At 43.3% G+C, this 14,746-nt stretch carries 8 protein-coding genes and 2 pseudogenes; 5 read left to right on the top strand and 5 right to left on the bottom strand.

All coding sequences use genetic code 11. The features are described from left to right. Positions 1 to 76: 76 nt before the first annotated feature. A complete protein-coding gene (locus VCASEI_RS18510) occupies positions 77 to 1,153 on the bottom strand; it encodes a UDP-glucose--hexose-1-phosphate uridylyltransferase (RefSeq protein WP_110957847.1) in 1,077 nt (358 codons plus the stop codon). A gap of 8 nt (positions 1,154 to 1,161) precedes the next feature. Beyond that, positions 1,162 to 2,187, bottom strand: a complete 1,026-nt coding sequence (gene galE, locus VCASEI_RS18505) for a UDP-glucose 4-epimerase GalE (RefSeq protein WP_110957846.1) — start codon at positions 2,185 to 2,187, stop codon at positions 1,162 to 1,164. A gap of 311 nt (positions 2,188 to 2,498) precedes the next feature. Here galE and VCASEI_RS18500 point away from each other — a divergent pair. Continuing rightward, a pseudogene (locus VCASEI_RS18500) lies at positions 2,499 to 2,684 on the top strand (LacI family DNA-binding transcriptional regulator); the annotation flags it as partial. 83 nt (positions 2,685 to 2,767) lie between these two features. Here the strand turns inward: VCASEI_RS18500 and VCASEI_RS18495 are convergent. Then, positions 2,768 to 3,946, bottom strand: a complete 1,179-nt coding sequence (locus VCASEI_RS18495; RefSeq protein WP_110957845.1) for an RNA-guided endonuclease InsQ/TnpB family protein — start codon at positions 3,944 to 3,946, stop codon at positions 2,768 to 2,770. Between the two features lie 58 nt (positions 3,947 to 4,004). On the opposite strand from VCASEI_RS18495, the gene tnpA reads away from it, so the two are divergent. Next, a complete protein-coding gene (tnpA, locus tag VCASEI_RS18490) occupies positions 4,005 to 4,421 on the top strand; it encodes an IS200/IS605 family transposase (RefSeq protein WP_089110684.1) in 417 nt (138 codons plus the stop codon). A gap of 66 nt (positions 4,422 to 4,487) precedes the next feature. Next, a pseudogene (locus VCASEI_RS18485) lies at positions 4,488 to 5,261 on the top strand (substrate-binding domain-containing protein); the annotation flags it as partial. Positions 5,262 to 5,336: 75 nt separating this feature from the next. On the opposite strand, the gene melB reads toward VCASEI_RS18485, so the two are convergent. After that, positions 5,337 to 6,710, bottom strand: a complete 1,374-nt coding sequence (melB, locus tag VCASEI_RS18480) for a melibiose:sodium transporter MelB (protein WP_089110683.1) — start codon at positions 6,708 to 6,710, stop codon at positions 5,337 to 5,339. 363 nt (positions 6,711 to 7,073) lie between these two features. Next, a complete protein-coding gene (locus VCASEI_RS18475) occupies positions 7,074 to 9,191 on the bottom strand; it encodes an alpha-galactosidase (protein ID WP_089110682.1) in 2,118 nt (705 codons plus the stop codon). A gap of 985 nt (positions 9,192 to 10,176) precedes the next feature. Here VCASEI_RS18475 and VCASEI_RS18470 point away from each other — a divergent pair. Then, complete coding sequence (locus VCASEI_RS18470; RefSeq protein ID WP_089110681.1) at positions 10,177 to 13,269, top strand: beta-galactosidase; 3,093 nt, start codon at positions 10,177 to 10,179, stop codon at positions 13,267 to 13,269. 176 nt (positions 13,270 to 13,445) lie between these two features. Beyond that, positions 13,446 to 14,450: a substrate-binding domain-containing protein gene (locus tag VCASEI_RS18465; RefSeq protein ID WP_089110680.1), complete on the top strand. Its 1,005-nt coding sequence runs from the start codon at positions 13,446 to 13,448 to the stop codon at positions 14,448 to 14,450. Positions 14,451 to 14,746 lie beyond the last annotated feature (296 nt).

Here is a 14,746-nt window from a genome sequence, read left to right as displayed (position 1 = left end):
AATCTCGTAACTCGAATCCAGCCTTTAAATATTGCGCTCAAACCTCGAGTAACGAGAGCCGAGCATCCTAAATTCGTTATTCTTTATAATGCTTATCGCTCAAGGCTCGTAGGCGTTCGGCGGCTTGCTCGGCGGTTAGATCGCGTTGGCTTTCGGCTAGCATTTCATAACCGACCATGAATTTTCTTACCGTAGCGGAGCGCAGCAGCGGCGGATAAAACAGCGCATGCAGTTGCCAGTGTTCGGTTGAAGTATCGTGTTGATTGTCATCTTCAACTTTTTCATTTTCAAAGAATGGCGCGTAATGCCAGCCCATTGAATACGGGAATGAACATTGGAATAAATTATCGTAACGGCTGGTGAGTTTTTTAATCGCTAACGCTAAATCATCACGCTGTGCATCGGTTAATTCACTCATGCGGCGAATGTGGGTTTTCGGCAATAACATGGTTTCAAATGGCCACGCCGCCCAATACGGCACGACGGCAATCCAGTGCTCGGTTTCGACGACGGTACGCGCGCCATCTTTTAATTCTGACTGCACGTAATCAACCAATAAATTCGAGCCGTATTGTTGATAGTAATCGCGTAGATGTTTGTCTTTACGTTCGATCTCATTGGGTAAGAAACTATTGGCCCAGATTTGCCCATGCGGGTGCGGCTGAGAGCACCCCATCGCCTCGCCTTTATTTTCAAACGCTTGTACCCACAGGTACTCTTTACCGAGTTCTTCAATTTGCTCATTCCAGGTATCAATCACATTGCGAATTTGATTGAGTGGCAGCTCGGGCAACGTTTTGCTGTGATCAGGCGAGAAGCAAATCACTCGGCTTAAACCGCGCACACCTTGAGTTTTAAATAACGGATTAGCCGATTGTGGCGCATCCGGTGAATCAGGCATTAACGCGGCAAAGTCATTTTGAAAGACATAAGTGCCTTGATAATCAGGGTTCACATCACCGGATATACGTGTGTTAGTTGGGCATAAAAAACAGCTTTGCTCGTAAGGCTTGATGCTATCAATAACGGGCTTTTCATCTTGACCACTCCACGGACGTTTGGCGCGATGTGGCGAGACTAAAATCCACTGGCCAGTCAACGGGTTGTAACGGCGATGCGGGTGGTCAACGGGGTTAAATTCTACCTTGGACATTTACTTTCCTATTTATCTAATTCGTCATAACCTTGCGGATTGTTAGATTGCCAATGCCATGTATCGGCGCTCATTTGGGCAATATCACGAGTTGCTTTCCAACCTAAATCTTGCTCTGCTTTAGCGGTGCTTGCCCAGCATTCAGCAATATCGCCAGCTCGACGAGGATGAATTTCATAAGCCACCGGATGCCCACATGCTGCCGAGAATGCGTTAACCATATCGAGCACGCTACTGCCTTTGCCAGTGCCTAGGTTGTAAATATGTAAGCCTGATTTATTGGCTAAGGCATTGAGCGCAGCAAGGTGACCATCGGCCAAATCCATTACATGAATATAGTCACGAACGCCGGTGCCATCTGGGGTTGGATAGTCATCACCAAAAACCGCCAGTTTGTCACGACGACCGACTGCGACTTGTGCGATAAATGGCATTAGATTATTCGGAATACCTTGTGGATCTTCACCCAGAGTGCCGGAAGGATGCGCACCAACAGGATTGAAATAACGCAATAGCGTAATGCTCCAATCGTCTTCTGCTGTAAACAAATCACTCAAGCACTCTTCAACAATATATTTGCTGCGTCCATAAGGGTTAGTGGTGACACCGGTTGGGGAGTCTTCGGTAATAGGAACTTTTTGTGGGTCACCATATACGGTAGCAGATGAGCTAAAAATTATGTTCTTCACGCCCACTTTGCGCATACTACGTGCCAACACTAAAGACCCATTGACATTGTTATCGTAATATTCCAATGGCTTGGCAACTGACTCACCTACCGCTTTTAAGCCCGCAAAGTGGATCACGGCATCGATTTGATGCTGCGCAAAAATAGAATCAAGAAATGTTTCATCACGCACATCACCTAAATGAAAGATCGGACGCTGCCCGGTTAAGGCTTCAATACGGTTCAGAACCAACGCTTTACTATTAGATAAGTTATCCATCACAACTGGTGTGTGGCCATTTTCGATTAACTGAATACAAGTATGGCTGCCGATATAACCCAAACCACCTGTCACTAATACTTTCATTTATGCCTCCATGATCACGACGAAAACCAAAATTGTTCGCAACAGCACAACGGCTACTTGCTGATACTTTTCATCTTAACAATCCAATCTGTTGTAATACTGTGATCAAAATCAAATTGTGTAAACGTTTACACAAATAGGTAAATAAAATCTAAATTGGTGAAGTATTTTTGTTTCTCTTTCTTTCATTAAATAAGGTTCTATATGCCACACGTTTTCACTCTTTAGATTCAACAACGTAATGTAAACGTTACCTCAACTCTAAGATGTTTTACACTATCCGTATCTTCAATCAATACGCAAAGGTCAACATGGCAACTATTAAAGATGTCGCAAAAGAAGCTAATGTTTCAATCGCAACCGTATCCAGGGTGATAAATAAATCACCTAAAGCGAGTAAGGCATCCATTGAATCAGTCACTCTTGCCATGAAAAAATTAGGTTATCGCCCTAACGCCGCAGCAAGAGCCCTAGTAAGTCAATCTAGTCAAACTTTGACATCCTCCCCCTGCTAAGTCGCAGGGGGATTCCCATTACTAGGGCGCACGCTAAATTGCTTTAGGTGCAAGTTCCTGATTCATCAAGCGGCTAACGCCGACTCTCCACAGGCTAACAAGCGGTGTCCCCGCTCTAAAATATTTAATGCACCAACAATATCCGCATTGTTGGTGTAACCACACTCGACACACTCAAAATGAGCTTGTGTCTTGCGGTTTTCTCTCGATACATGACTACAGCAAGGGCAGGTTTGGCTTGTGTATTGAGCTGGTACAGCAACAACTAAGCCGCCATTCCATAACTGCTTATACTCAAGTTGTCTTCTGAACTCATACCAACCTTGATCGAGTATTGATTTGTTCAGCCCTGACTTGGCTTTCACGTTCTTGCCGTGTTCTTCTGCATTGCCTTTCGATGATTTAGACATATTAGATACACGTAAGTCCTCAATCGCTATCATTGCGTGATTCTTGCTGATTTGATTTGAGGCTTTGTGTAGGTAGTCCTTGCGGCAATTCGCAATGAGAGTGTGTAGCTTTTGAATTTTGGCTTTCTGCTTCATCCAGTTGGCGGAAAATTTAACTTTTCTTGATAGCTTGCGCTGCTCGATAGCCAAGCGTTTTTCATGCTTGCGAAATGCGTTAAGCGGTTTTAGGTGCGAGCCGTCAGACAGCGTGATGAACTTGGCAACGCCCATATCAATACCAACGGCAGATGTAGTGTTATGCTTAGGCTCATCAATATCTTGCTCTACTTGGAACGAGATATACCAGTGACCTGATTTAAAGCTCACGGTGCAGTTCTTGATGTTGCCTTGCACTTCTTGAGACTTGCGAAACTTCAACCAACCGAGCTTGCTTGGTAGTTTCACTCGCTTACCGTCTAGCTCGCAGTATTTGTTGAAGTTAACAAAGCGAATTGAGTCTTGGTTTTTGCCTTTTTTCTTAAATCTAGGCTTATCAGCCGCTAGTGACTTGTCGAAGCATCGCATCCAAGCACCATGCAAATCTTTAAGTTTTTGCTGTAGGTTATCGGTGTACGCCTCTTTGAGCCAAGTAAGGTCTTCTTCTTTTTTCCACTGCGTCACCAGTTTATTAAGCTCAAAAGCACTTGGGATCTTCTCGCCAGACTCCAGCTTATCTACGCAGTAACGCAAGCCTTGGTTCCACACAAATCGAGCATGACCGCAAAGCACAGCAAGCCTAGCCGCTTGAGCAGCAGTAGGCTCTAGTCGAAACTTGTATGCTTTACGTATCAACATGACAATCAGTGTGTAGAATGATAATGTATTTATTATAAGTATTTGCAACGAAAAGGCAATATCAGTGAGTGAAGAATTTAATAAAGGTCGGCACAGTTGTTATTCACTACATTTACACCTCGTTTTCGTAACAAAATACAGGAGAAAAGTATTTGGAGATTTGCACTTACAAAGCCTTGAGGCGACTTTTAGAGAGCTTTGCTTGGGTTTTGATGCGGAGTTAAAGGAATTTAACGGAGAGCCTGATCATGTTCACTTATTAATATCAACATCCCCGAAAACACCTAGCGTTGCAAAACTGGTTAACTCGTTAAAAGCAACCAGTTCACGCAGGATTCGTAGAGAGTTTAATGATGTGGCAGGGGCGTTTGGTAAGAATGTTCTTTGGAGTCGTTCTTACTTTGCTGGAACATGCGGAGGTGCGCCACTAACTGTTATTCGCCAGTACATCGAACAACAGGATAGACCGCATTAAGGTGCTATCGCACCTTTGGCTATTCCCCTCCCTGCTCTTTCGCAGGGAGTACCCTAGCCATTTAGGATGGTAAAGGCAATTGATAATGTTGCTAGCATGCAAGGAAAACATCTATTAATCGGAAATGGCTATCATTCAGCACAAAAAGAACGTGAAGCTATTGAGTTATTGATCCACCACAGATGTGAATCTTTGGTGATTCATAGCAAAAGCCTCTCCAGCAAAGAGCTCATTGATTTTGCAAATGAAATACCGGGGATGGTACTAATCAATCGGTTTATCCCAGAACTTGCAGAACGCTGTATCGCCTTAGATAACCATGCTGGAACTTACTTAGCCACTGAATTTTTGATTAAAAACGGTCACAAAAATATTGGTTATATATGCTCTAATCACGACATTGAGGATACTGAACAACGTAAAGAAGGATACTTAAAGGCCTTAAAAGATCACGGACTCCCCCATTCTGACAATTATATTGAATACGGCACCCCCGATGAAGAAGGAGGCGAACATGCGATGGCTAATCTCCTGACAAAAGACCTGCCGATAACAGCTATCGCAACTTAAAATGATTATATGGCAGCGGGAACTTTGTCTGTACTAGAAAGCAATAACATCAAAGCCCCTACAGATATTTCCATCATTGGTTTTGATAATGGTCTGATTGCTAAGTACCTTCACCCTAAACTCACCACCATCCTCTACCCTATCCAAGTGATGGCAGAACACGCTGCTGTCTTAGCATTAAAACTTGCAAATAAAGAAACGGTAAAAATGGATACAACAATGTTTATGCCAACATTAATCGAGAGATTTTCGGTTAAAGATATCAATTAATTTATATAGGCACACAACAACTTTTTGTTCAGAAACTTAACAACGAGGTTACCCTCGTTGTTATTTTCGTGCGAATTAACTTTCTGTTTGAATACGCTGTTCTAAAATTGCTGACTTAACTTCTTCTTTGTTAAAACCTTCATGTAAATGATAGTAACGTTGATAAATAAGACAGCTAATGGTCATCATGATTGCTGGCACACCAATCATCATAAACTCTAGCCCAATGATAGTACTTTCTGATTGAACAATATTTGGTACGTAACCCACAACACTGAGACCTACTCCCACGATAAAGCCACCAGCCGCCCCCGCAAATTTTACTAGCATTGTTTGCACTGAAAAAATAACGCTCTCACTACGACGACCAGTTTTGTACTCACCGTAATCAACGACGTCAGCTAGCATTACTGTTTGCAATGCGTTTGCAATACCAACACCAAACTTAATTGCTGCACCTGCAACTCCAATCATCAGTACATTTGCTGGAGCGACAAAGCCCATTAGTAGTAAAAGTACGCAAGATAAGACAGGGAAACCACAAGCAATAGTCCATAAAAACTTACGCGGAAGAAATGCGGCAAGACGTGGAAACAAAAATACACCCGCCACTTCTGCTGCACCCGAAACCGCCATGTAAACGGGGAATAACTCTGCCTTACCAAGTGCGTAAGTGAAGTAATAAATCGCAAAGCCACCAACCAATAGGCTTGCAATTTGGAAAGACAGAACCGTGCCTATCAGCGCTTTAAGCTGGTCATTTTTACCAATAATAGTCAGCACGTCTTTGAAGCTGAATTTCTTAGCTGCTTCTGCGTTTACTGGAGCTACTTTCTCCTTTACATTACGAGCAATTAAGAACGCACTCATAACAAACAGAACCGCAATAAGCATTGCAACATTGAAGAAGCCATCACCTTGGTTACCATTACCTAGCTCGCCCACAATATGCAGGCCGTAAGTACCAGTAATAAACCAAGCAAGGCTCGCGAACAGGCGTGGCCATACCACAAGCTTTTCACGTTCTTGGCGAGAGCTTGATAGTGCAGGGATAAGAGACCAGTATGGGACATCCACAATAGTGTACGTTAGACCCCAAAGGATGTATGCCCCTGCCGCGTAAATGTAAAGCGTAGTACCTTCAAACATGTGTGTACTGAAAAGACCAACCAATACTACTGCATTTAATAACGTACCTATCACAATCCAAGGTCGGAATTTACCGAATTTTGAACGTGTGTTATCGACGATCACACCCATCATTGGATCTGTAATAGCATCAATAATACGAGCTGCTAAAAATATAGTACCAACAAAAGCAGCAGACAATCCTGCTACGTCAGTGAAGTAGAACATTAAGAAAATGTAGATAGGTGCGCAGCCAAAATCTTTACCGAGTGCACCAAGGCCATAGGACAGCTTGGTTTGTAGAGTAATTTCATTAGACATAATAGTTCCTTAGTGTCGTACTGCTATTAATTCCCCTAACTAGAATTCATAACGTCGACGTCTTTTATTTATATTTCGATACTAATGTTACTCACACACCACATGCCTTACTGTGATCACACACCGCTTTATGGAAACGCTTACATTTGTATTTTAAAAATGAGACATCGAACAACTATTAGAGTTATTAACACGACTAAAAACAACCATTTATAACAATAAAATCAATGAGTTACGATAAAAACCATGGCGATGAATTTAAAATAACCAGATAAACACCAACGCAAAAGCCGTACAAACCAGAGACTTGTACGGCGATAGAAAGCCAATAAAAAACGATAACGTCGTCTAAATAGGCGTGGTTTAGTGGATTCGCTCGAACTTCACCAACATGGCACTTTCTGCATCAAGGATTGGCATGGTTAAGCCAACCTCTTCACACCATGCGCCAGATAGCTCACAACCAGATTCAGTCCAAGGTGGCTGGTAATTCACGATGTCATCGTAGTTAGACGGCTTGTCCAATACCGTCACTCGATATGTCGCTTGTGGATCCAAGCCCGGTACACGCAAATGCCCACTTAAAGAGTTCGTTGGCATCGCGAGCTGAGCGATCATCACCACTGCTTCCGATTGATCGTTTGAGACAACCGCATGAATTTGATGTGCTTTATCGTCCGTTGGGATTCGCCAAGTTCTTCCGCTGTGTAGTAATGGGCGCAGTATCTTGTGCAGCTTGATGTAGCGCTCAAAGCCTTCCTTTTCCGCTTGTTCTTCTTTCACGGGGTCAAGCTCAATCCCCATATGACCGAACAGTGCTGTAAGCCCACGGAACTCGATGCTGTGACGACGGCGCGTGCTATGACAGTGGCTAGCACCAATATGGCTGCCCATCACTTCTGGCGGGAAGAAGTAGCTCATACCGCGTTGAATGGTTTGACGCTCAAGTGCATCGTTATTGTCTGAAGCCCAGAATCGATGCGTACGTTTCAGAACCTCAAAATCAATACGACCACCACCCGCCGCACATGATTCAATCTCGACTTTCGGGTGCTTTTCGCGAACTTTATCGACTAGCTGGTAGTAACGTTGGGTTTGATTGTGCGCCGCAGCCTGACCTAAGTGTGCAGGCTGAACGACTTCGCGATTCATATCCCACTTGATGTAAGCGATATTGTAAGTCGAGAGGAAGTGATCCAATCGCTCAAACAAGAAGTTAAACGCATCATCGTTTTGTAGGTTAATCACGTATTGGTTGCGACCAGTTGGCTGATCGTAACCGTGTACAGCCAGTAACCAATCAGGATGAGTACGGAACAATTCGGAATCTTTGTTGATCATCTCTGGCTCAAACCACAAACCAAATTCCATGCCCAATTTATTTACGTGTTCCACAATCGGGTGTAAACCATTTGGGTACTTAGCTTCACACAAGAACCAGTCCCCTAGCCCAGCTTTGTCACCGTTGCGTCCTTTGAACCAACCATCATCAATGATAAAGCGTTCAACACCCATCTCCGCCGATTGAGTTGCCATCGACATGATGTATCCTGGATCGTGGTCGAAGTAGATGCCTTCCCACGTATTGAGGTGGATAGGGCGAGGCTTATCCTTGAAATCACTCGGTAAAATCGTTTCACGTACATGAGAGTGGAAGTTATGACTCATGCCATTCAAGCCACAATTACTATGGCTCGCGTACAACCAAGGTGTCGTAATACTCTCACCTTCTTGTAGAGTCACTTCACCAGGTAGGTAAATAACTTCAGCCTGCATGTAACGGCGGCCATCAGCTTTCACATCCACGCGTAATCTGTGGTTTCCACTCCATGCGAAATGGAAGCCCCATACATCACCATTCATTTCATCAAAGTGATTAGTGCCAGCAACAAGAGCAGGATAATGCTCGTGAGAAGTACGCCCACGACGGTTTTCTTGTTGGTAACCGCCTTGTAGCAAAGGTTGGCGTACCGCTTGGAACTCATGAACCCAGCGTCCGTAATAAGTCATCAATTCAATCGCACGAGCAGGCAAAGGAAACGTATTAGCAAGGCGATTCACATGATAAACGCCATTTTTTTTGTTGGTGAGCGTATGACGCGTTTTCACCACATCGTTACTATCAAGCTTAAGATCGGTTTGTAAACGAAGACCTGCGATCGCATCTTCACTCTCAATCACAATACTGTCTTGCTTTTGTTCAATATGAGAAATGACAAACACTGGAGCCCAATCTTGACCATTGCGATGCCCTTCCACACCAGGGCTGCTGAAAACGCCACGACCAAGCTCTGGGTGTAGAGTCATGGATACGTCGCTGTCCAAACGACCGTATGGCACGGGACGATGTAAAGCCATGCGGAAACCACTAAGGTCACCACTTACTTTTTGTCCCCAATGCAGAATCTCTGCATATTCGCCTAACTCTACAATCAATTGAGTTTGCTGCCCGGTTAGCTCAATCAGTGTTTTGTCCATCATCTTGCCTTACCTTGAAACTGGAAATTACTCCGTATCATAACGAAAGAAATAAAATAATCTGTGAGCCACACCAAAACAATGTAAGCGCTTACATTGTTATTTTAAAAATTGCTCAATCACCCGATAAACATTTCTCACTCTTATATCAGTCGCAATCTGTTAGAAAAATTTAAGTTTCTTTGTTTACTGACTTTTTAAAAACCCTATAAGCAAACCTAATACAACACTAATTAATAAAGAAAATTAATCTTTTAATTCATAATATTATAACAACAAGTCCATAAATTATGGTTATAGGCCAGTCAGTTGAACTTTTTGTCTATTGAAGTAATTAGCCGACAATCGTATTCTTGTAGCTTCGAGATTATTTATGAAGTGTCTCTCTTGGGTCCTAACTCGAAATCCCAGTTAGACGATGCGACAACTGTTCGTATGTATTTCACACGCGATCCACTTGCTGTATATACTTCCTTGTCTCACATGCCCAGTTGATTTCAATTGGGTTCTCTTTCTTCTCTTTATATAACCCCCTCCAATAAAAATAACATTAAAATTCAATTGTTTAAACTTAACAAAGCACGATGACACATCGTTAATTACAACCACACCAAAGTAAACGCTTTCACAAAATAAACAGGAATCAACCTAAATACACACTTAAAACCTCAATTTAGGAGATCTTAATCACACAAAATAGTAATCAATCACTCGTTACGACAAAAATGCCAACTCTATCATGAAAACGTTTCCTGTATTTATTTACACTCAGCTACGAGTTAGGACTCAAACCAATAAAAAATAAATCCATAAAAATAAAATGGAGATACTTCATGAAACAAAAGACGCTTGTAAGAGCGCTTGGGGTAACCCAAGCGAAAGATTATCTCGTGAAGGAATTGGCGAAATAACGCTTCACAGAAAGACTAAAGACACCCTGACTGCGGACTAAATTCCGTAGCTAAACCAAAATTTAAGTAGGAAAACCATGATGACCTTTTCAGACATTCTCCAAAGACGCGACTGGGAAAACCCACAATCAGTGAACATTCACAGCCTTAAAGCTCATAGCCCCCTTTCCAGTTTCCGCGATATTGACCACGCCCTCGACGGCATTCAACCCCACCGCCAATCGCTCAACGGACAATGGAAATTCAAACTGTTTGAGGCGCCAGAGCAAGTTGACAGTAAGTTCATCGATCCACAATTCAATGACACAGACTGGAGTGAGATTTCCGTACCATCAAACTGGCAACTTCAAGGTTATGACAAGCCGATCTACGCTAACGTGAAATACCCATTCGAGGTAAATCCACCATTTGTACCAAGTGATAACCCAACGGGTTGCTACCGCACCACCGTGTCACTTTCACAAGAAGACTTATCCAATAGTCAACGCATAATCTTTGATGGCGTGAACTCGGCCTTCCACCTTTGGTGTAACGGAATTTGGGTCGGCTACAGTCAAGACAGTCGTTTACCTTCTGAATTCGATCTAACTCCTTACCTTGTTGCGGGTGAAAACAGCCTAGCCGTCATGGTAATACGTTGGAGTGATGGCAGTTACCTAGAAGACCAAGATATGTGGTGGCTAAGCGGTATCTTCCGCGACGTGACTTTACTATCTAAACCACAACACTGCATTGAAGATGTGTTCATCACACCGGATCTAGACGCGTGTTACCGCGATGGTTCACTGTCGGTTGTGACTTCGATTTCTGCGCCGGACACCTATCAAGTTCAAGTGCAGCTGTTTGATGGCGAACAAGCCGTGACAGAGCCTCACATCGATCGTCCACACAACCGTCGCATCGACGAACGTGGCACGTGGGATGACGTAGTATTCCAAACATTGCACGTACGCGAGCCAAAGAAATGGACGGCGGAAACACCAAATCTTTACCGCTTAGTTGTTTCACTGTTGGATGAAAACGGCACGCACCTAGAAAGCGAAGCGTACCCTGTAGGTTTCCGTAAAGTCGAAATCACCGATGGCCAATTGAAGTTAAACGGTAAGCCTTTGTTGATCCGCGGCGTGAACCGTCACGAACATCACCCAGAGCTTGGTCATGTGATGACGGAAGAAGACATGATCCGTGACATCTGCTTGATGAAACAATACAACTTCAACGCTGTACGTACAGCGCACTACCCGAACCACCCTCGTTGGTACGAACTGTGTGACCAATACGGCTTGTACGTATGCGATGAGGCGAACATCGAAACTCATGGCATGCAACCAATGAACCGCCTATCGAGCGATCCACAATGGGCGCACGCTTACATGAGCCGCTACACCCAAATGGTGATGCGCGATAAGAACCACCCTTCGATCATCATCTGGTCTTTAGGTAACGAGTCTGGTCACGGCAGCAACCACAATGCCATGTACGCTTGGTCTAAAAACTACGACCCTTCTCGACCTGTTCAGTATGAAGGCGGCGGTTCAAACACCACGGCAACTGACATCATTGTACCAATGTACTCACGTGTGAATACCGACATCGAAGACGAAGCCGTGCCTAAATTGGCAATCAAGAAATGGGTGTCGCTACCAAATGAAACTCGTCCTTTGATTTTGTGTGAATACGCGCACGCAATGGGAAACAGCCTAGGTAGCTTTGACGAATACTGGGATGCATTCCGTGATTACCCTCGCCTACAAGGTGGCTTTATTTGGGACTGGGTTGATCAAGGTTTAAGCCAATGGGATGAAAATGGCCAACACTTCTGGGCGTATGGCGGGGACTTTGGCGATGAAATCAATGACCGTCAGTTCTGCATCAACGGTTTGATCTTCCCTGATCGCACTGTTCATCCAGCGTTGGAAGAAGCGAAATACTGCCAGCGCATGATCACTGTGTCACTGCAAGAACAAACCAAAGACGCTTGTACACTGTTGGTGACTAACGAGAACTTGTTTCGAGCGACCGATAACGAGCAATTGAACTGGTCACTACTGGAAGATGGTAAAGTCATCCAAACGGGGTCATTCGAGCTTAACGTGGAAGCAAGCAGCCAAGCAAGTGTTGAGATTACCCTTAATTTCACGCCAAAAGCGGAAGCGCAATACCACTTAAATACCGACATTACTCTGATTGCCTCAACACCTTGGGCAGAATCACAGCATGTTGTTGCTTCTGAACAAATGGTTCTACGTAATACAACTGGTCTTGTTATTCCAACATTGGAAACACAACTACCACCAATGATCACGCAACAAGGCACCAAGATTTTAATTTCTAGTTTGGATAAGAAACATCAGTGGAGTTGGGATAGCCAAACTGGCTTGATGATCGATTGGTATGTTGATGGTAAAGCGCAAATGCTTACTACACCACAAGACAACTTCTTCCGTGCACCTTTAGATAACGACATTGGCGTCAGCGAAATCGACAACGTCGATCCAAACGCTTGGATGTGTCGTTGGGACATTGCAGGGATCGGACAATGGGAACGTCAATGCGTCGCTTGTCACACTGAAACACTAACACACACAGTGAAAATTACCTCAATCTTCTCTTATCAATTTAATGGCAAAGTACAAGCGATCACGACTTGGACGCACACGCTGAATAACAACGGTGTTATGGCATTGGCTATCAACGTGAAATTGGCTGATAATTTACCACCAATACCACGCATCGGTTTGGAGTTCGAGCTACCATTAAATGAGCAAAACACACCTATCACATGGCAAGGTTTAGGCCCATTTGAAAACTACCCAGACCGTTTGGCAGCGGCACGTTTCGGCCAGTACACACAAACACTAGAGCAAATGCACACACCGTACATTTTCCCAACAGACAGTGGACTACGTTGTGACACACAATGTTTACATGTGAATTCATTGGAAATTACAGGTAACTTCCAATTTAGCGTAAGTCAGTATTCTCTTCAGCAATTGGCCAGTGCACAACACACAAATGACTTGATATTGGAAGATAAGCTTTACATTCGTATCGACCATAAACATATGGGAGTTGGTGGTGACGATTCTTGGAGCCCTAGTGTACACAAAGAATTCCAATTAACAGATAAACATTATGAATACATGATTACACTAAACCCTGTTATCTAATTAATTGAATTAATTAGCACATATCCTAATGTTAAACCCTCAAATCCAATGTGAAGTGAGGGTTTTTTAATTTATTACCACTAAACCTTGATAGAACATCACTATTCAGTCTTATCTTATTGAGTTAATCTTTTACTCATTGTTAAATGAGACAAATTTTAGACTTTGAGTTATCTATGGCCACTATAAAAGATGTAGCACGGGAAGCTGGTGTATCTATTGCTACTGCATCCCGTGTAATCAACAATACACCTCACACTAGCGAATCTGCGAATATCGCAGTTAAGAACGCAATGGCAAAATTAGGCTACCGCCCTAATGCCAATGCCCGAGCACTGGCTAGCAAATCTTCGAATGCAATTGGTGTAATAGTCAATGATGTATCTTCGCCCTTTTTCGGCACCATGGTAAAAGCTATCGATACCGTAGCAAGCGAGTTAGAAAAGCAATTACTTATTGGCAGCGGGTATCACGATGCTGTCAAAGAACGCTCCGCCATTAATTTACTACTCAATAGTCGTTGTGAATCCTTAGTTGTACACAGCAAAGGAATGACAGACGCCGAACTTAGCAAGCTTGCTGATGAGATTCCTGGCATGGTACTTATCAATAGAAAAGTACCCGATATAGCTTCACGCTGTATTGCTCTCGACAATCGTAAAGGTTCATATATAGCTACAGAGTATTTGATTCGAAATGGTCATACAGACATTGGTTACATTTGCTCAAATCATAATATTGAAGATGCCAATGACCGACGAGAAGGTTATCTTGACGCGCTACGTGACAATGGGATAGATATTCGTGAGAATTATATCGAATATGGAGAGCCTGATGAGAACGGAGGCGAACAAGCCGTCGTTAATCTACTCGCGAAGAACATTCCAATAACAGCTATAGCCACATATAATGACTATATGGCCGCAGGTTGTATGACTCTCTTACAAGAAAATGGCATGCGTATACCTGAAGATATTTCGATAATCGGTTTCGATGATGGTCATATCGCGCGCTATATATATCCACGCTTATCTACAATACGTTATCCAATTCAAGTAATGGCTAACGAGGCAGTAAAACTGTCACTAAGTCTCGTGGATAAAGCGGTTACAAAAGAAACCGAGAGAAAGCTATTTATTCCTATGCTGGTAAAACGATCGTCCGTTAGCAAGATTTCTTAACGCCACATTCACAACTTCCAAGTATCGGCGTCAAATAGCCACAACTAAACACCTTAAAACCGTTTAGTTACATCAAGTGATAATTTTATATTAAATCTGATGCTTTATCGGAAGTATCCCATAAACCCATAGGGTGTTTTCGCGTGATAAATTCCAAGAAAATAGTGAGTCAATGGTAGTTCAGGCCCACTAATGTAGCTTTTTGTAATCAAGACCCAACCACAATACACCAAAAATCACTGGAGACATCAAAAAACAAGGTATATACTATTTCTAATTCCACTATGGAGGCGGAA

The sequence above is a fragment of the Vibrio casei genome, from assembly GCF_002218025.2.
Taxonomy (GTDB): domain Bacteria; phylum Pseudomonadota; class Gammaproteobacteria; order Enterobacterales; family Vibrionaceae; genus Vibrio; species Vibrio casei.
Note: the sequence above shows the minus strand (reverse complement) of the source record. Positions and strands in the feature narration are given on the sequence as shown.

Coding starts and splice junctions, on each gene's coding strand:
- melB (WP_089110683.1), bottom strand. CDS start 6,710: ATGTCTAATGAAATTACTCTACAAACCAAGCTGTCCTATGGCCTTGGT.
- galE (WP_110957846.1), bottom strand. CDS start 2,187: ATGAAAGTATTAGTGACAGGTGGTTTGGGTTATATCGGCAGCCATACT.
- VCASEI_RS18470 (WP_089110681.1), top strand. CDS start 10,177: ATGATGACCTTTTCAGACATTCTCCAAAGACGCGACTGGGAAAACCCA.
- VCASEI_RS18465 (WP_089110680.1), top strand. CDS start 13,446: ATGGCCACTATAAAAGATGTAGCACGGGAAGCTGGTGTATCTATTGCT.
- VCASEI_RS18475 (WP_089110682.1), bottom strand. CDS start 9,191: ATGATGGACAAAACACTGATTGAGCTAACCGGGCAGCAAACTCAATTG.
- VCASEI_RS18510 (WP_110957847.1), bottom strand. CDS start 1,153: ATGTCCAAGGTAGAATTTAACCCCGTTGACCACCCGCATCGCCGTTAC.
- VCASEI_RS18495 (WP_110957845.1), bottom strand. CDS start 3,946: ATGTTGATACGTAAAGCATACAAGTTTCGACTAGAGCCTACTGCTGCT.